At 66.2% G+C, this 18,015-nt stretch carries 12 protein-coding genes; 9 read left to right on the top strand and 3 right to left on the bottom strand.

Annotated elements, in window-relative coordinates; genetic code table 11:
- The first annotated feature begins 27 nt into the window (after positions 1 to 27).
- Positions 28 to 1,083, top strand: coding sequence for a tRNA 2-selenouridine(34) synthase MnmH (gene mnmH, locus ACGYKA_RS09675; RefSeq protein ID WP_394412113.1), 1,056 nt, complete (start codon positions 28 to 30; stop codon positions 1,081 to 1,083).
- Here the strand turns inward: mnmH and selD are convergent.
- Entirely contained in the window at positions 1,067 to 3,238 is a 2,172-nt protein-coding gene (selD, locus tag ACGYKA_RS09670; RefSeq protein ID WP_394438688.1) for a selenide, water dikinase SelD, read from the bottom strand. The two genes, mnmH and selD, sit on opposite strands and share 17 nt — an antisense overlap.
- A gap of 290 nt (positions 3,239 to 3,528) precedes the next feature.
- Here selD and ACGYKA_RS09665 point away from each other — a divergent pair, with 290 nt between their 5' ends.
- The 4 genes from ACGYKA_RS09665 (at position 3,529) to ACGYKA_RS09650 (ending at position 8,589) form a co-directional block, all read left to right on the top strand.
- On the top strand, positions 3,529 to 5,613 hold the full coding sequence (locus ACGYKA_RS09665) for a DEAD/DEAH box helicase (RefSeq protein WP_394412107.1): 2,085 nt from the start codon (positions 3,529 to 3,531) through the stop codon (positions 5,611 to 5,613).
- Positions 5,614 to 5,813: 200 nt separating this feature from the next.
- Positions 5,814 to 7,211, top strand: coding sequence for an aspartate aminotransferase family protein (locus ACGYKA_RS09660; protein WP_394412104.1), 1,398 nt, complete (start codon positions 5,814 to 5,816; stop codon positions 7,209 to 7,211).
- Between the two features lie 207 nt (positions 7,212 to 7,418).
- Positions 7,419 to 7,682: a glycine zipper 2TM domain-containing protein gene (locus ACGYKA_RS09655; RefSeq protein WP_209216644.1), complete on the top strand. Its 264-nt coding sequence runs from the start codon at positions 7,419 to 7,421 to the stop codon at positions 7,680 to 7,682.
- A 145-nt stretch (positions 7,683 to 7,827) separates the two neighbouring features.
- Complete coding sequence (locus ACGYKA_RS09650; RefSeq protein WP_394438683.1) at positions 7,828 to 8,589, top strand: sulfite exporter TauE/SafE family protein; 762 nt, start codon at positions 7,828 to 7,830, stop codon at positions 8,587 to 8,589.
- Here ACGYKA_RS09650 and nagA read toward each other — a convergent pair.
- Both nagA and ACGYKA_RS09640 read right to left on the bottom strand, forming a co-directional pair.
- Positions 8,586 to 9,716, bottom strand: coding sequence for an N-acetylglucosamine-6-phosphate deacetylase (gene nagA / locus ACGYKA_RS09645; RefSeq protein ID WP_394412098.1), 1,131 nt, complete (start codon positions 9,714 to 9,716; stop codon positions 8,586 to 8,588). The genes ACGYKA_RS09650 and nagA overlap by 4 nt on opposite strands.
- Complete coding sequence (locus tag ACGYKA_RS09640; RefSeq protein ID WP_394412096.1) at positions 9,716 to 10,603, bottom strand: BadF/BadG/BcrA/BcrD ATPase family protein; 888 nt, start codon at positions 10,601 to 10,603, stop codon at positions 9,716 to 9,718. Before ACGYKA_RS09640 ends, nagA begins: the two co-directional genes overlap by 1 nt.
- A 118-nt stretch (positions 10,604 to 10,721) precedes the next feature.
- Here ACGYKA_RS09640 and ACGYKA_RS09635 point away from each other — a divergent pair, with 118 nt between their 5' ends.
- From ACGYKA_RS09635 to ACGYKA_RS09620, 4 genes are all read left to right on the top strand, one after another.
- Positions 10,722 to 12,185: a PLP-dependent aminotransferase family protein gene (locus tag ACGYKA_RS09635; RefSeq protein WP_394412093.1), complete on the top strand. Its 1,464-nt coding sequence runs from the start codon at positions 10,722 to 10,724 to the stop codon at positions 12,183 to 12,185.
- 96 nt (positions 12,186 to 12,281) lie between these two features.
- Positions 12,282 to 14,057: a sulfoacetaldehyde acetyltransferase gene (gene xsc / locus ACGYKA_RS09630; protein WP_394412090.1), complete on the top strand. Its 1,776-nt coding sequence runs from the start codon at positions 12,282 to 12,284 to the stop codon at positions 14,055 to 14,057.
- A gap of 3 nt (positions 14,058 to 14,060) precedes the next feature.
- Positions 14,061 to 15,155 carry an acetate/propionate family kinase gene (locus ACGYKA_RS09625; protein ID WP_394412087.1) on the top strand — a complete coding sequence of 365 codons (1,095 nt, stop codon included), beginning with the start codon at positions 14,061 to 14,063 and terminating at the stop codon, positions 15,153 to 15,155.
- Complete coding sequence (locus tag ACGYKA_RS09620; protein ID WP_394412084.1) at positions 15,152 to 17,968, top strand: molybdopterin oxidoreductase family protein; 2,817 nt, start codon at positions 15,152 to 15,154, stop codon at positions 17,966 to 17,968. Before ACGYKA_RS09625 ends, ACGYKA_RS09620 begins: the two co-directional genes overlap by 4 nt.
- Positions 17,969 to 18,015 lie beyond the last annotated feature (47 nt).

Below are 18,015 nucleotides of genomic sequence, written 5' to 3'. Positions count from 1 at the left end.
GGGCGCGGGGCTTTGCCGGACCCCCAGATGACCCCCTGCACCCTCACCGCCCTGTCGGACCTCGCCCAGCTCCGCGTCGATACGATCATCGACGTGCGCGCGCCAATGGAGTTTGCCGAGGATCATCTGCCCGGTGCCATTAACCTACCCGTGCTGTCGGACGCGGAGCGCGCCGAGGTGGGCACGATCTACAAGCAGGTCAGCCCCTTTGACGCGCGCAAGATCGGCGGGGCGCTGGTGGCGCAGAACACCGCGCGACATTTGCAAACGGCACTGGCGGATAAAGACGGTAGCTGGCAGCCGCTGGTCTATTGCTGGCGCGGCGGGCAGCGGTCGGGGGCCTTTTCGACGATCCTCGATCAGGTCGGCTGGCGCGTGCAACTTCTGCGCGGCGGTTATCGCAGCTACCGGCGGCTCGTGGTCGCGGCGCTCTACGACACGCCCCTGCCGCATCGGCTGATGCTGATCGAAGGCGGCACCGGCACCGCCAAGACACGGCTGCTGCACCATCTGGCCAAGACAGGCGCGCAGGTGCTTGACCTCGAAGGGCTGGCCCAACATCGCGGATCGCTCTTCGGCGCGGTGGACGGCGGGCAGCCGCATCAAAAGATGTTCGAATCGCGGCTCGCCCAAGCGCTATTGCCGCTCGACCCCGCGCAGGTGACATGGGTCGAAGCCGAGAGCAGCAAGATCGGCGACATCACCCTTCCACCTGCGCTTTGGGCCGCGATGCGCGACGCCGCGCGGGTTGAGATCGCCGCCCCCTTGGCCGCGCGGGCGGATTTTCTGTGCCGGGCCTATGATGACCTGACCACCGACCCCGCCATGCTGGAAAACCGCATCGACAGGCTGCGGCCCTATCATAGCGGAGAGACGATCACCCAGTGGCAGGCCCAAGCCCGCGCGGGCGATTGGGCCAGCCTCGCCGAAGGGCTGATCGGCCAGCATTACGATCCGCGCTATGCCAAGGCCGCCAGCCGCAACCCTGCCCCGCGCGCCCGGCTGACGCTCGACCGGCTTGATGACAGCACATTGGCCGAAACCGCCGCAGCCCTGCACAGCCGTTTCACCGCAAACGGATAGAAGGCACCCCCGCCTCAAGCCGCCCGAGGATATGGCCCGCCAAGCCTTCGGCCAATAACCGCGCCTGCGCCGCTTTCGCGGCATCCTCGGGCAGGGCTGCCAGCAGCCCCCCGGCGGTTTGCGGATCGTGGAAAAGCGGTTTCACCGGGCCTGCCGCCGCAATCGGGGCGTCCGCCTGATTGACCGCCAGCAGGGAAGAGGCCACCCCCTGATCCGACAACGTCTGCGCGCCGGGGTAGATCGGCACCGCCTCCGCCCAAAGCTCCGCCGCCAATCCCGAGGCACGGCAAATCGCTTGCAAATGCCCGGCAAGGCCAAAGCCCGTCACATCCGTCATCGCATGGGCCTTGCCCAAAATCTCCGCCTCCCGCGCCTGCGGTGTGGCCATGACGCGGAGCGCTTCGGCCACCACCCGCCCCGGCGCGATCCCTGCCATATGGCCTGCAAGGATCACCCCCGACCCGATGGGCCGGGTCAGCATCAGCAGATCGCCCGGCTGCGCGCCACCGAGGCCGATGGGCCTCGCGTCCCGCGTACCGGTGACCGTAAAGCCGATGGTCAGTTCCGCGCCCATGGTCGTATGGCCGCCCACGATCTGCGCGCCTGCACCCGCCATCACCTCCTGCGCGGCCACCGCGATCTCGCGCAGGGTCCGGGCCTGCAATTCGGGCGACATGCGCGGCAGGATGATCGAACTCAGCGCCACCTGTGGTTTGGCCCCCATGGCCCAGACATCGCCCAAAGCATGCACCGCCGCGATCCGCGCCATCATTGCGGGGTCTTCGACAAAACCGCGCAGGTGATCCGTGCTCATCACCTGAAAGCCGCCACAGGGTTGGCGCAGCACCGCCGCATCATCGCCCGCCCCGGTGAGCACATCGCCCGAGACGGGCGCCTGCACCGCGGCCAAAAGATCGCCCAGCACCGCGCCGCCCACCTTGGCCCCGCATCCACCACAGAGCGGCTTGCCCGCCAGCGCCTCCTGCACGCCCGAGGCCACCGGGCCCGTCAGCGCATCGGTCTTCATCTCGGGCAGGTCATCGAGCCCGTCCATGAACTTCCGGTCGATCCGGTCCTTCCACCGCCACAGCAGCGCACCGCCAAGGGCCAGCCCATTCCGCTCCGCCACGGCGGCTTTCCCGCCGAGTGAGATCAGCTTGAGATAATGCCGCTGCGGTTTGAACGCCCGCCGTGCCCCGCCGCTGAGCGCCGCGCGCAGGTTGTCGTGCAGCACCGGTGCCGCCCGCACTGCAAAGACACCGGCCTTGGAGCGCGGGCTGGCCTCCATATGCGCGCAATCGCCAACGGCGAAGAGCCTGTCATCATTTACAACCCCCAGATCGGCCCCGACGCGGATGAACCCCGCATGCAGCGGCAGATCGGTCTGGGTAAGCCAGCCCTGCGGCACCGCCCCCGCAGCCCCCACGCAAAGCGCCGCAGGGATCGGCGCGCCATCCGCCAAGAGCACCTGCCGGTCGGTGATCTGCGTGACCTTGGCCTCAAGCGCCACGGTCAGCCCAAGCTCTGCCATCTGCCGCCGCACCATCGCCTCGGTCCGGGGGGCCATGCCGGAAAGCTGCGGCCCATGTTCCACCACCGTCACCGCAGGCTGCTCCCCCACGTCGCGCAGGGCAAAGGCCATCGCCATGGCAAGCTCGCAGCCCGCCACACCGCCACCGATCACCGCCACCTCGGGCGGCTGCTCCCCCGCCTTGACCGCCGCGAGAAACTCCCGCCAACGCGCGGCATAGAGATCGAGCGGCTTGGCCCCGACCGCGTGTTCGGCAAATCCCGGCAGGTCCATCTTGGCCGTGATGCCTATGTCGATTGACGCCACCTCATAGGCCACGGCGCCGCGCCCTTCGACCGTGATCTCCCGCGCCGCGCGGTCGATCCCCGTCGCCGCCCCAAGGATCAACCGCGCCCCTGCGTGGCGGCACAGGCGCATCAGGTCGATCTCCAATGCATCGCGGTCGTAATGCCCGGCGATATGGCCGGGCAACATGCCCGTATAAGGTGCGGTGGGGCCGGGATTGATCACCGTCAGCCGCGCGCCGGGCAGCGGGTCCATCCCCCATTTGCGCAGCACCAGCGCATGGGCGTGCCCGCCCCCCACCAGCACCAAATCCCGCGTCAGGGGCAGATCGCTTTGCACCAGATAGCCTCACTCTCTCTTTCCGCTTTGGATCATAGCTACCCCAAGCCGCCCGCCCGCGCCATCGGCCTGACCGAGATGTGAGCGGGCCGGATCAGAGCTAAAATGGCACTTCCCCGCCCATTCAGGCCCGGAAAGCCGCCAAACCGGTAAAAAGGGTGACAATTCGCCACAAAACCCCCATGTACATTCCATCCCCGACCCTCTACCGACGGTCGGATTCCTTTGCCGTGGCTGGTAGCACCCCACGTGCCCGCCCCCCGCACAACGTTCAAGACAGGACAGCCTTCGTGATCCAGACTATTGCCGATGCCCTTGCCCAACAGGGTTATGAAACACTTACCGCCGTACAGGAGGCCGTCACAGACCCTGCGCTGAACGATCAAGACCTTCTGGTTTCGGCCCAAACCGGGTCGGGCAAGACGGTGGGCTTCGGCCTTGCCATCGCGCCGACGCTTCTGGGCGAGGACACGCATTTCGGCCAAGCGGGCGCGCCGCTGGCGCTGATCATCGCGCCGACGCGCGAATTGGCCATGCAGGTCAGCCGCGAGTTGACCTGGCTTTACGGCAAAGCGGGCGCGGTGGTCACCACCTGCGTCGGCGGCATGGACACCCGGACCGAGCGCCGGGCGCTGGACCGGGGCGCGCATATCGTCGTCGCCACGCCGGGGCGTCTGTGTGACCACATCAAGCGCAACAACATCGACCTCGATTCCCTGCGCGCCGTGGTGCTGGACGAGGCTGACGAGATGCTTGACCTCGGCTTCCGCGAGGATCTTGAGTTCATCCTGTCGGAATCCCCCGAGGAACGCCGCACGCTCTTGTTCTCGGCCACCGTGCCCGCAGCCATCGCCAAGCTCGCGCAATCCTACCAGCGCGATGCGCAGCGCATCACCACCGTGGGCGAGACCAAACAGCACAGCGACATCGAGTATCGCGCGCTGAACGTGCATCCGCGCGACACCGAGAACGCGATCATTAACGTGCTGCGCTTCTACGAGGCCAAGAACGCCATCGTCTTTTGCAACACCCGCGCCGCCGTGGCGCGGCTGACGACGCGGTTCACCAACCGCGGCTTTTCGGTCGTGGCGCTTTCGGGTGAGCTCACGCAATCCGAGCGGACCAACGCGCTGCAGGCGCTGCGCGACGGGCGCGCGCGGGTCTGCATCGCGACGGATGTGGCCGCACGCGGCATCGACCTGCCGAACCTCGAACTGGTGATCCACGCCGATCTGCCCAGCAACTCCGACACGCTGCTGCACCGCTCGGGCCGCACGGGCCGCGCCGGGCGCAAGGGGGTCTCGGCCCTGATCGTACCGCCCAAGATGCGCAGCAAGGCAAACCGGCTTCTGGGCTGGGCCAAGCTGAAAGTGGAATGGGCCGCACCGCCCTCCGCCGCCGAGGTCAACGCCGCTGACGAAGCCCGCCTGCTGGCCGATTCCGCATGGGTGGAGCCTGCGCCCGAGGATGCGGCGGAATTCGTCACCTCGCTGGTCGAGAAATTCAGCGCCGAGCAATTGGCCACCGCTTTCGTCAACCTCTACCGCAAGCGCCAGTCCGCCCCGGAAGAGCTGAGCGACCCCGGCGCGCCGGGCGAGGACAAGCCGCGCCGCGACTTTGGCCCATCGGTCTGGTTCTCGGTCTCCACCGGGCGCAAAGACGGGGCCGAGCCGCGCATGTTGCTGCCGATGCTCTGCCGCCGGGGCGACCTGACCAAGGACGACATCGGCGCGATCCGCGTGCAAGACAGCCACAGTTTCGTGGAGGTGGCCGAAGCCTCGGTGCCCGGCCTGCTCGACACGCTCGGCGGCGACATGAAACTGGAAGACGGCGTTGTGCTGACCAAGCTGGACAAGGCCCCGGACCTGCCGCGCGGCCCGAAACCCGGCGGCAAACGTGGCCCGAAACCCGGCGGTTTCAAAGGCGACCGCGGCCCCCGCAAACCGCGCGGCGATTATGACCCGGATGCCGCCCCCGCCCCGCGCAAACCCCGCGCGAAATCCAGCGACGGCCCCGGTGCTGCGTCTTTCGACAAGCCGAAATACGACAAGCCCAAGTTCGACAAACCCCGCGCCCCCAAGGGCGAACGCCCGCCGAAATCGCATAAGACCGAGCGTAGCCCGATGAAGCCCGGCGCGACGCCCAAGCCCAAATCGGGCGGCGACACGAGCGGCAAGCCCAAGGCAAAGGCTGTCTGGAAAAAGGAAAAGCCCGCGGGCGACGCCCCGCGCAAGGGCAAAGGCAAACCGACCACATCGGCCACCACGCCGGGCGGAGAGAAGTCCTATAAACGGGCCTCCGACCCGTCCAAACGCTTCACCCCACCGAATAAGATCGGCAAACAGGGCGGCAAACGCGGCCCGAAATCGAAGTAAGACCAAACGCCGGGGCCTCACCCCGGCGTTTTTGCATCCGGCGCCATTTCCTTAAAGAAATCGCCCCCTCTGGCCTCACCGAAGGGGGCAAACTGGCACTACTGGATCTTGCCTATTCGCGGTGTTCTTGGAACAGTTTACCCCGCCTTTGCGCGGGCTTCATTCGTGGGCTCGCCCACCCGTAAAGAAAGGTTTGCCCCATGGACGGCAATTTCAACGAGAACGACATCTCCCGCGTTGTCGAAGCCGACCGCGCGCATATCTGGCACCACCTGAGCCAGCACAAACCCTATGAAACCACCGACCCGCGCATCATCGTCGAAGGCAAGGGAATCCGGGTCTGGGACCAAAAGGGCAAAGAACACCTTGACGCCGTCTCGGGCGGTGTCTGGACTGTCAACGTTGGCTATGGACGCGAAAGCATCGCCAATGCGGTGCGCGACCAACTGATCAAGCTGAACTATTTCGCCGGTTCCGCAGGCTCGATCCCCGGCTCCCATTTCGCCGAGAAATTGCTCGACAAGATGCCGGGGCTGGACCGCGTCTACTATTGCAACTCCGGCTCCGAGGCGAATGAGAAAGCCTTCAAAATGGTCCGCCAGATCGCGCACAAGCGCTACGGCGGCAAGAAGCACAAGATCCTCTACCGCGACCGCGACTACCATGGCACCACGCTTGGCTGTCTCTCGGCAGGCGGTCAGGACGAGCGCAATGCGCAATACGGCCCCTTCGCACCGGGCTTCGTGCGGGTGCCGCACTGCCTTAAGTATCGCGCCTTCGAGCAGGACGGCGCCCCGCAGGAAAACTACGGCATCTGGGCCGCCGATCAGATCGAAAAGGTGATCCTCGCCGAAGGGCCGGAAACCGTCGGCGCGCTCTGCCTTGAGCCGGTCACGGCAGGCGGCGGCGTCATCACCCCGCCCGAAGGCTATTGGGAGCGCGTGCAGGAGATTTGCCGCAAATACGACATCCTGCTGCACATCGACGAGGTCGTCTGCGGCGTGGGCCGCACCGGCACATGGTTCGGCTATCAGCACTACGGCATCCAGCCCGACATGGTGACCATGGCCAAGGGCGTCGCCTCGGGCTATGCCGCCATCGCCTGTCTGGTCACGACCGATGCGGTCTTTGACATGTTCAAGGACGATGCCAGCGATCCGCTGAACTATTTCCGCGACATCTCGACCTTTGGCGGCTGCACCGCAGGGCCGACGGCGGGCATCGAAAACATGAACATCATCGAGCGTGAGAACCTGTTGGAGAACACCACCAAGATGGGCGACTACATGCTCGAACAGCTGCATGGGCTGGCCGACAAGCACAAGGTGATCGGCGACGTGCGCGGCAAGGGGCTGTTTCTGGGGGCCGAACTGGTGACGGACCGCGACAGCCGCGCCCCCGTCGAGGAAAAGCGCATTCAGGCCGTGGTGGGCGATTGCATGGCCCAAGGGGTGATCATCGGCGCCACCAACCGATCCCTGCCCGGCAAGAACAACACGCTGTGTTTCTCGCCCGCGCTGATCGCCACCCGCGATGATATTGATGAGATCATCACAGCAGTCGATGGCGCCTTGGGCCGGGTCTTCACTTCGGCGTAAAACCGCGTCTTGCGGCATGCGACAGGCGGCATCGGTTGACCCGGTGCCGCCTTCGTCTATCTAAACCCCTGTCTTGCCCGAACATGACATCGCACCGAAAGATCGCCGCAGATCGAAACCCGCGGGATTTTTCTGAAAATGTAGCGCCTTCGCGGGAACCTCTTCCAATCCCCCCGCGTTGGCAAATGAGTAAACTGGGAGAAAGACATGAAGAAGTTTCTTATCGCAATTCCGATGATCGCCGGCCTCGCCGCTTGTGACGGCACCACCTCCAACCAAGGTGCTCTGACTGGCGCGGCTCTCGGAGCTGCCACCGGTGCTGCCGTTTCAGGCGGTGACGACAAGGTTCAAGGCGCAATCATCGGCGGTCTCGCTGGTGCGGCAGCTGGCAACTACATCGGCCAGACACAGTCCGGCAAATGCGTTTACCAGAACGCCAACGGCCAGCGCTACGTCGCGGCTTGCCCATAAACGGCTGACATCGCGCGATTTCGCGTTATCGGGGCTTCGACCATCGGTCGGAGCCCTTTTTCGTTTCCGCCTCTCCCCTCACCTTGGCACCGACATGATTTGATCCTAACAGGGATCAAGCGCCCCAAGGGCGCGGGGAGGAACCATGACCACAATAAGCGATATCGCGATCTTGCTGATCGCGGCCTTCGGCGCGGGGGTGTTGAACACCATCGCCGGGGGCGGCACCTTTCTGACCTTTCCGGCGCTGGTCTTTACCGGCATGCCCCCCGTGGCCGCCAATGCGACCAGCGCCGTGGCGGTGTTTCCGGGCTACCTCGCAGGCGCTCTTGGCTTTCGCAACGAGCTTGGCCGCTTCGACCGCCGCGCGCTGCTGCGGCTGTGCCTCATCACACTGGCCGGCGGTGTGGTCGGTTCAGGCTTGCTTCTGATCTCTTCCAACGCGGCCTTTTCCGTCGTCGTGCCTTTCCTACTGCTTGCGGCGACGCTGGCGTTTCTGCTGGGCGACCGCATCCGCGCCTTCGCCGCCGCCCATGCCCGCGCCCTGACGCCCCAAGGCGCGTTCGGCCTCTTTGCGGTCAGTGTCTATGGCGGCTATTTTAACGGGGGTTTGGGCATCGTTCTGCTGGCCCTTTTCGCGCTTTGGGGAATGACCGATCTTCACGGGATGAACGGCCTCAAGACCGGGCTGAGCTTCGTGCTCTCCTCGATTTCCGTGGCGGTCTTTGCCTTGGCCGGTCTGGTTGCATGGCCGCAGGCGCTGCTGATGATGCTGGCGGCCACGGCGGGCGGCTATGCCGGGGCGCCCTTGGCGCGGGCCTTGCCGAAAGAGACCGTGCGCTGGCTGATCGCCGCCATCGGGTTCGGCATGAGCGCGGTGTTTTTCTGGCGGCTCGTGGCGGGCTAACCCACCACCCGCGCCGCGCCGCTTTCGGGATCGAAAAGCACCAAGGGGTAGGTCGCGCTTTCGATCCGGCCCAGCCCCATGTCATCGCGCAACAGCGCAACCGGCCCCGAGATCGCCCGCGCGAGGGCCACCTCCAGCGGCTCCCCCACCGCATGGGTCAGCGTATGCACCGCGCGGCCCATTTCCAGATCAGCCCCCGCCAGCGTGCCATCCGCCAAGGTCAACCGCCCTTCGGCGCGATACACCTCCCGACCGTTGAGGGTGAAGCCCGTGATATCCGACCCAGCCGTCGCCATGGCATCGCTGACAAGGAAAATGCCCGAAGGTTTGGCCGCCAGCGCGTTGCGCATGACAGCGGGATGCACATGGATGCCATCGGCGATCAGACCGGCATGAACCCCATCCCGCGCCAATGCCGCCCCGACCAACCCCGGCGCGCGGTTGCCCATCTGGCTCATCGCGTTGAACAAATGGGTCACGCAGGACGCGCCCGCGTCGAAGGCCGCCATACAGGTCTCGTAATCCGCATCGCTATGGCCGAGCGAGACCACGACCCCCGCCTCGGCCATCGCGGCGATCTGCGCGGTGCTGGTGTTCTCTGGCGCGACGGTGACCATGAGATTCGGCAGACGCGCGGCGGCGCGTAGGATCAGGGCAAGGTCGGCGTCACGCATCGGGCGGATCAGCGCCCCGTCATGCGCCCCCTTGCGGGCAAGCGACAGATGCGGGCCTTCCAGATGCAGCCCGATGATACCCGGCACCCCTTCGGCAATGGCATCGACGACGGCCTCGATGGCCGCTTCGGTCTTGTCGGGCGTGTCGGTGATCAAGGTGGGCAGCAGCGCCGCAACCCCCGTGCCGCGATGCGCCTTGGCCACGCGCCGCAGGGTGGCCACATCGGGGCTGTCGTTGAACATCACCCCGCCGCCGCCATTGACCTGAAGATCGACGAAGCCGGGGCAGAGCACGCCGCCCGCCATAGGCTCTGCCACGATGCCCTGCGGCACCTCTTCGGCGGTGAGGATGCGGCGGCTGCCGTCCTGCATCTGCGCCAGCACCCTGCCGGGGTGCAACCGCTTGCCGTCGTGGATCTGGGCCTCGGTGAAAACCTTCGCGATCTCGCTCATCACAGAACCTCCTCCGCCGCGGCCTTGCAGGCCAGATGAAACGCCCCGTCCAGCGCCGTGCCCCGCGCCGCGATCCGGCCTGCCAAATGGTCTTCCGGCAGGTACGGCGCGTAATGCGGGCCGATCCCGCCGAGCAGACAGAGCGGATCGCCGGGCGCGAAATCCAGTGCCTTCAACGCGCGGGTGTAATAGGCCGCGCCCTCCCGCATCAACGCCTGCGCGTGATGGTCCCCGGCCTCAGCCGCCGCGATGACCTTGGGCGCGAATGCCGCGTAATCCCCCGGCTGCGCCGTCAGGCTGAAGGCCACGAAAGCCTCAGGATCATCTCCGAAATCCGCCAACAAAGCGCGGGTCAGGTCGCTCTGGGGCAACACCCCATCATGACATTGCAACGCCAAATCTAGCGCGCCGCGGCCCAGCCAAGCGCCCGATCCCTGATCCGCCAAGTGAAACCCCCAGCTGCCGACATAGCGAAACGCCGTGCCATCGGTCGCGGCCACGATCGTGCCGGTGCCGATGGCCAAAACCCAGCCCTCCGCGCCTTCGCCAAGCGCGCCGACCACGCAGGCGGGGCGGTCATCCTCCGCGATGATCCGGGCATAGGGCAGCGCCGCGCGCAGCCGCGCTGCGTCCCGCGCGACGTTCATCCCGGCGAGGCCGAGAAAGGCAGTGGCCCCGGCAAGCGCCGCGGCAGGCAGCCCCGCCGAGGCTGCCGCCGCTTCGATCGTGGCGCGGATATTGATCAGGGTCTGATCCGGGTCATTGCCGATATTGGCCCGCCCGCCAGAGGCCCGGCCAAGGATACCATCGCGCTGCGTGCCGATGGCCGCACGGCAACCGGTGCCACCGCCGTCCACGGCGATCAAAAGGGGGGCGGTAATGCTCATGCGATCGTTCTAGGCGAGGGGCCAAGCGAACGGAAGTGCGGGCGCGGCCCCGGGGGATAAATTCGGTCAGTCGTAATGCCAGATTGAACTCCCCCTAAGGCCAGCTTAACCTCGCCCCATGGCCCTGCCCGTCGAAACCTTTTTCCTGCGCCCCGATGCGCAAGGCACCCTGCAACAGCAGATCCAGCAGATGATCGCCCAAGGCATCCTCTCGGGTCGGTTCCAGCGGGGGGAGAAGCTGCCCTCGACCCGCAGATTGGCCGCGCATCTCGGCGTCAGCCGGATCACCGTGACCATCGCCTATACCGAGCTTTTGGCGAATGATTACCTCACCTCGCGCGGGCGGTCTGGCTATTTCGTCTCGGACAACGCGCCCGCCCCGCCCGCTTTCGCCCCCCGGGCCGAGGCGGATGACGCCATCGACTGGACCCGCGCCATCGGGCAGCGGTTCAGCGCCAATGGGCTGGCCGCCAAACCGCAGGATTGGGCCAGCTACCGCTACCCGTTCATCTATGGCCAAGCCGACCCGACGCTCTTTGATCATGCCAACTGGCGGCTTTGCGCCCTGCAAGCCCTTGGCCAGCGCGATTTCACCTCGATGACGACCGATTACTACGATCAGGACGACCCGCAACTGATCGAGTTCATTGCCCGTCATATCCTGCCCCGGCGCGGCGTCTCGGCCCGGCCCGAGCAGATCCTCATCACCCTTGGCGCGCAAAACGCGCTTTGGCTGACCGCGCAGGTACTGCTGACCCAACGCCGCCGCGCCGTGCTCGAAGACCCGTGCTATCCGGCGCTGAGCGGTATTCTCAGCCAGTCCCGTTGCCACATCACGCCCGTGCGGGTGGATCAAGACGGCCTCCCGCCCGAGGCGATCCCCCCCGATACGGATGTGATTTTCGCAACCCCAAGCCACCAATGCCCGACCAACGCCACCATGCCGATGGACCGCCGCCGCGCGCTGCTGTCCCGCGCCCGCGCGCTGGAGGCGCTGATCGTCGAGGACGACTATGAGTTTGAGATGTCCTTTCTCAAACCCGCCTCGCCCGCGCTCAAATCGCTCGATAACGAGGGGCGGGTGATCTATGTCGGCAGCTTTTCCAAATCGCTCTTTCCGGGGCTGCGACTGGGGTATCTGGTAGGGTCCGAACCCTTCATCCGTGAGGCCCGCGCGCTGCGCGCCTCGGTCCTGCGGCACCCGCCGGGGCATATCCAGCGCACCGCCGCCTATTTCCTGTCGCTTGGCCATTACGACGCCCAGATCCGCCGCATGGGGCTGGCGCTGCACGAACGCCGCCGGGTCATGGACGCGGCGCTAGAGACCCATGGTTTGCGCGTGTCGGGCCGGGGGGCCTATGGCGGCTCGTCATTCTGGATGCGCGCGCCGGAGGGTGTGGACACGGCGGAACTGGCCGAAAACCTGCGCGCGCAGGATGTGCTGCTGGAGCCGGGACATGGCTTTTTCGCCGGGGCTGAGAAGGCCACGAATTACTACCGGCTGGCCTATTCTTCGATCCCCGCCGCGCGGATCGAAGAGGGCGTCGGGCTGATCGCGCAAGAGATTGACCGCCTGCGCTGATCTGGCCTTAGGGCTGGCGGAATTCTGGCCCTAACCCCGGCCTGCACCTGCCCGTAATTTGCCGATAGCTTTGCCCCATGCCCAAAGGATCGCGCAATGAAAATGACCACCGAAGAAGCCTTCGTCAAAACCCTTCAGATGCATGGGATCGACACGGCCTTTGGCATTATCGGCTCGGCCATGATGCCGATTTCCGACCTCTTCCCCGCCGCCGGGATCACCTTTTATGACGGCGCGCATGAGTGCAATTCGGGCATGATGGCCGATGGCTACACCCGCGCCTCGGGGCGGATGTCGATGATGGTGGCGCAAAACGGGCCGGGCATCACCAATTTCGTGACGCCGGTGAAAACCGCCTACTGGAACCACACGCCGCTTTTGCTGGTGACCCCGCAGGCGGCGAACAAGACCATCGGTCAGGGCGGCTTTCAGGAGGTCGAGCAGATGGCGCTCTTTCGCGACATGGTCGCCTATCAGGAGGAGGTCCGCGACCCCAGCCGCATCGCCGAGACGCTGAACCGCGTGATCCTTCAGGCCAAGCGCCACTCAGCCCCCGCTCAGATCAACATCCCCCGCGACTTCTGGACACAGGTGATCGACATCGATCTGCCCGCCATCGTCGAATTCGAGCGCCCCTCGGGCGGGGAGACGGCGATTGCCGAGGCGGCGGAACTGCTCTCGAAGGCGAAATTCCCGGTGATCCTGAACGGCGCAGGCGTGGTGATCGGTGGAGCCATCGACGACGCGCGGCAGTTGGCTGAGCGGCTGGATGCCCCGGTCTGCTGCGGCTACCAACACAACGACGCCTTCCCCGGCTCGCATCCGCTCTCGGTCGGGCCACTGGGCTACAACGGGTCCAAGGCGGCAATGGAGTTGATCGCCAAGGCCGACGTGGTGCTGGCGCTTGGCACGCGGCTCAACCCCTTCTCGACCCTGCCGGGCTATGGCATCGACTATTGGCCGCGGGAGGCCAAGATCATTCAGGTCGACATCAACCCCGACCGCATCGGCCTGACCAAACCGGTGAGCGTCGGCATCGTGGGCGATGCGGGCAAGGTGGCGCGCAGCCTTCTCGACCGGCTGAGCGAGAGCGCCGGTGACGCAGGCCGCGAGGAACGCCGCAACCTGATCGCTCAGACCAAGTCGGCATGGGCGCAGGAGCTGACTTCGATGGACCACGAAGACGACGACCCCGGCACTACCTGGAACGAACGCGCGCGCAGCCGCGAGCCGGAAAAGATGTCACCCCGCATGGCGTGGCGCGCGATCCAGAAGGCCCTGCCCACTGAGGCGATCATCAGTTCCGACATCGGCAACAATTGCGCCATCGGCAACGCCTACCCGACGTTCGAGGCGGGGCGCAAATACCTCGCCCCCGGCCTTTTCGGCCCCTGCGGCTACGGTTTCCCGGCGATCTGCGGCGCCAAGATCGCCTGCCCGGACACGCCCGTAGTGGGCTTTGCCGGCGACGGCGCCTTTGGCATTTCCATGAACGAGATGGTGAGCGTGAACCGCGACGACTGGCCCGCCGTGACCATGGTAATCTTCCGCAACTACCAATGGGGCGCGGAGAAGCGGAACACGACGCTTTGGTTCGACGACAATTTCGTCGGCACCGAACTGGCGCAGGAGGTGAGCTACGCCGGGATCGCCAAGGCCTGCGGGGTCGAGGGGGTGCAGGTCTCGTCGATGGAGGAACTGACCGAGGCGTTGGACCGCGCGATCAAGGCCCAGATGAATGACGGCAAGACGACCTTCATTGAGGTGCTGCTCAACCAGGAACTGGGCGAGCCCTTCCGCCGCGACGCGATGAAGAAACCGGTCTCCGTCGCCGGGATCAGCCGGGATGACATGCGCCCGCAACGGGTCTGAGCCATGGGGCTGGTGCTCGTCGTCAATGCGGGATCGTCGTCAATCAAGGCGGCGGTCTTTGACGGCGGGCTGTCCGAAACCCTGCGGATTGAGGCGCAGGGCATCGGCCAGTCCGGCGCCCTGCGGGTAGGAAAAGCTCCGTCGCGGCCGCTTGCCCTGCCCGATCACCGCACCGCCTTCACCGCCATTCTGGCAGGGCTGCGTGACGCGGGGATCGCGACCGCTGACCTCAGCGCCGCCGCGCATCGCGTGGTGCACGGCGGCCCGGATTTGGCCGAGACAACGGAAGTCACCCCCGCCGTGCGCGCCGCCATCGCCGCGGCGCAACCGCTGGCCCCGCTGCACAATCCGCATCACCTTAACGCAATCGACGCCCTTGCAGCGCTGATGCCGGAGTTGCCGCAATTCGCCGCTTTCGACACCGGCTTTCACCGCACCAACCCGGACGTGGCGCGCCGCTACGCGCTGCCCGAGGGGCCCGAGACCGCCGCTCTGCGCCGCTACGGCTTCCACGGGATCAGCTACGAGAGCCTCGCGCGGAATTTCACCGCGCAAACCGGCGCGGACCTGCCCCCGCGCCTCTTGGCGCTGCATCTGGGCAACGGCGCCTCCCTCTGCGCGATCCGCGAGGGCCGCTCGGTCGCCACCACCATGGGATTCTCACCCTTGGGCGGGCTGACCATGGGCACCCGCGCGGGAGAGATCGACGCGGGCGCAGTGTTGCATCTGGTGGGCGATCTCGGACTGGAAGCCGCGCAGAGATTGCTGCACCACGAGAGCGGGTTGCTCGGCCTGTCGGGCCAGACCGCCGACATGCGGCAATTGGCGGAAAGCGACAGCGAAAGCGCCCGCTTTGCCCGCGACCACTTTTGCTACTGGATCACCCGTCAGGCCGGGTCGATGATCGCCGCGATGGGAGGGATCGACGGCATCGCCTTCACCGGCGGGATTGGCGAGAACGATTCCGCAGTAAGGGAAAAGGTTCTTGCAAACCTTCGCTGGGCGGGAAATATTCCTTCATGGGTCATCCCCGCCGCCGAAGAGAAACATATCGCGCGCCAAGCGCTTGCCCTGCTGAAAGCCCCCGCCCCCTCATGACGCATTCCCAGCCGCAGCTCGATCTGTCGCCAAAGGTCTCGGACGAGGTCCGCCGCACGACCTGCTACATGTGCGCCTGCCGCTGCGGCATCAACGTGCATATGAAGAAGGGCAAGGTCGCCTATATCGAGGGCAACCGCGACCACCCGGTGAACCGCGGCGTGCTCTGCGCCAAGGGCTCGGCGGGGATCATGCAGCACAATTCCCCCGCGCGCCTGCGCAACCCGATGAAACGCGTGGGCCCCCGCGGCTCGGGTGAGTTCGAGGACATCAGCTGGGGTGAGGCGCTGCAGATCGCCACCGATTGGCTCGCCCCCTTGCGCCGTGAGGCGCCGGAGAAACTCGCCTTCTTCACCGGGCGCGACCAGTCGCAAAGCTTCACTTCGCTCTGGGCGCAGTCCTTCGGCACGCCGAATTACGCCGCGCACGGCGGCTTCTGCTCGGTCAACATGGCGACGGCGGGCATCTATACCATGGGCGGCGCCTTCTGGGAGTTCGGCCAGCCCGATTGGGACCACACTAAGCTCTTCATGCTTTTCGGGGTGGCCGAGGATCACGACAGCAACCCGATCAAGATGGGACTGGGCAAGCTCAAGGCGCGCGGCGCGCGGGTGATCGGGGTGAACCCCATCCGCACCGGCTACAACGCCATCGCCGACGATTGGGTCGGCATCACGCCCGGGACCGACGGGCTGTTCATCCTGTCGCTGATCCACTGCCTGATGAAGGCCGGTCGCATCGATCTGGACTACCTCGCGCGCTACACTGACGCGCCGGTGCTGCTGAACGGCGACCCGAAGTCGCCCGAATTCGGCCTGCAACTGCGCGACGCGGACGGCAAGGCGCTGGTGATCGACCGCAAGACCCGCAAGCTCACCCCCTTCGACCAACCCGGCGTCCGCCCCGACCTCTCGGCTACCTACCGCGCGGGCGGGATCACACACCGCCCGGTGTTCCACCGGATGGCCGAAGAATACCTCGGAGAGGATTACACCCCCGAGGCCGTGGCGGAACGCTGCGGCATCCCGGCGCCGCGCATCCGCGCCATCGCCGCCGAACTGGCGCGCGTGGCCTTCGACGAGGCCTTCGAGATCGACCAGCCCTGGACCGATTTCCGCGGCGAGCGTCACGAGAAGATGACCGGCCGCCCGGTGTCCTTCCACGCCATGCGCGGCATCTCGGCCCATGCCAACGGCTTCCAGACCTGCCGCGCGCTGCATGTGCTGCAGATCATCCTCGGCACCGTGGAAGTGCCCGGCGGCTTCCGGTTCAAACCGCCCTACCCCAAGCCCGCCACGGCGCATCCCAAACCCCATTGCAAGGCCACGCCGGGCGGGCCGCTCGACGGGCCGCATTTGGGCTTCGTGCAAGGCCCCGACGATCTGGCGCTGTGCCCCGATGGCAGCCCCGCGCGGATCGACAAGGCGTTTACTTGGGAGAACCCGATGTCGGCCCATGGGCTGATGCATATGGTGATCTCAAACGCCCATGCGGGCGATCCCTACAAGATCGACACGCTGTTTCTTTATATGGCCAACATGTCGTGGAACTCCTCCATGAACCCCGGCGGGGTGATGGAGATGCTGACCGACACCGACGAGAACGGCGACTACGTGATCCCGCGCATCATCTATTCCGACGCCTATTCGTCGGAGATGGTGGCCTATGCCGACCTGATCCTGCCCGACACGACCTATCTGGAGCGTCACGATTGCATCTCGCTCCTCGACCGCCCGATCAGCGAGGCCGATGCGGCGGCGGACGCGATCCGCTGGCCGGTGGTTGAGCCGAACCGCGACGTGCGCGGCTTCCAGTCGGTGCTCTGCGATCTCGGCGCGCGGCTGGACCTGCCCAGGTTCGTGAATGAGGACGGCAGTCAGAAATACCGCGACTACGCCGATTACATCACCAACCACGAACGCCGCCCCGGCATCGGCCCGCTGGCCGGTTTTCGCGGAGAAGACGGCACCCAAAGCGGCCGCGGCGCCCCGAACCCCGAGCAGATCGACCGCTACATCGAGAACGGCGGCTTCTCGGCCCATCACATTCCCGCCGAGGCGCAATACTACAAACCGTGGAACACCGCCTATCAGGACTGGGCCGTAGGCATGGGGATTTACGACACGCCCCAACCCTATCTCTTCTCGCTCTACGTGGAGCCGCTGCGCCGCTTCCAACTGGCCGCTGAGGGCCACGGCGACCGCCAGCCCCCCGACCATCTGCGCGAGCGCATCAAGCAGTTCATGACGCCGCTGCCGCATTGGTACGAAAGCGACCCCGAGGGCACGCAGGGCTACGATGTCCACGCCCTCACCCAACGCCCGATGGCGATGTACCATTCATGGGGCAGCCAGAACGCTTGGCTGCGCCAGTTGCACGGGCACAACCCGCTCTACCTGCCCACGGCGATCATGCGGGCCAAGGGTCTGAAGGACGGCGATTGGGCGCGCGTGACCTCGCCCCATGGCGGGATCACCGTGCCATTGATGGAGATGGCCGCGCTGAACCCCCATACCGTTTGGACATGGAACGCCATCGGCAAGCGCAAGGGCGCATGGGCGCTTGACCGCGACGCGCCGGAGGCGACGAAGGGCTTTCTGCTCAACCACCTGATCCACGAGCTTCTCCCGCCCAAAGGCGACGGCCTGCGCTGGTCCAACTCCGACCCGATCACCGGACAGGCCGCGTGGTTCGACCTCAAGGTCCATATCGAAAAGACCGCGCCCCCCGCCGAGGCACAACCGGAGATCCCCCCGCAACGCTCGCCTGTCCCGCCCGCGCCGCGCGACATCGCGTGGAAGGTGGGCAAATGACCCCCTTCGCCCCCCCCGCCGCGAGAACGCCCCTTCAGGACCGCCAG

Origin of the sequence: Sulfitobacter sp. 1A15106, assembly GCF_043556995.1 — a bacterium.
Classification (GTDB): domain Bacteria; phylum Pseudomonadota; class Alphaproteobacteria; order Rhodobacterales; family Rhodobacteraceae; genus Sulfitobacter; species Sulfitobacter faviae.
The sequence above is the reverse complement of the archived record's forward strand: the minus strand, read 5'-3'. Positions and strand labels throughout refer to the sequence as shown.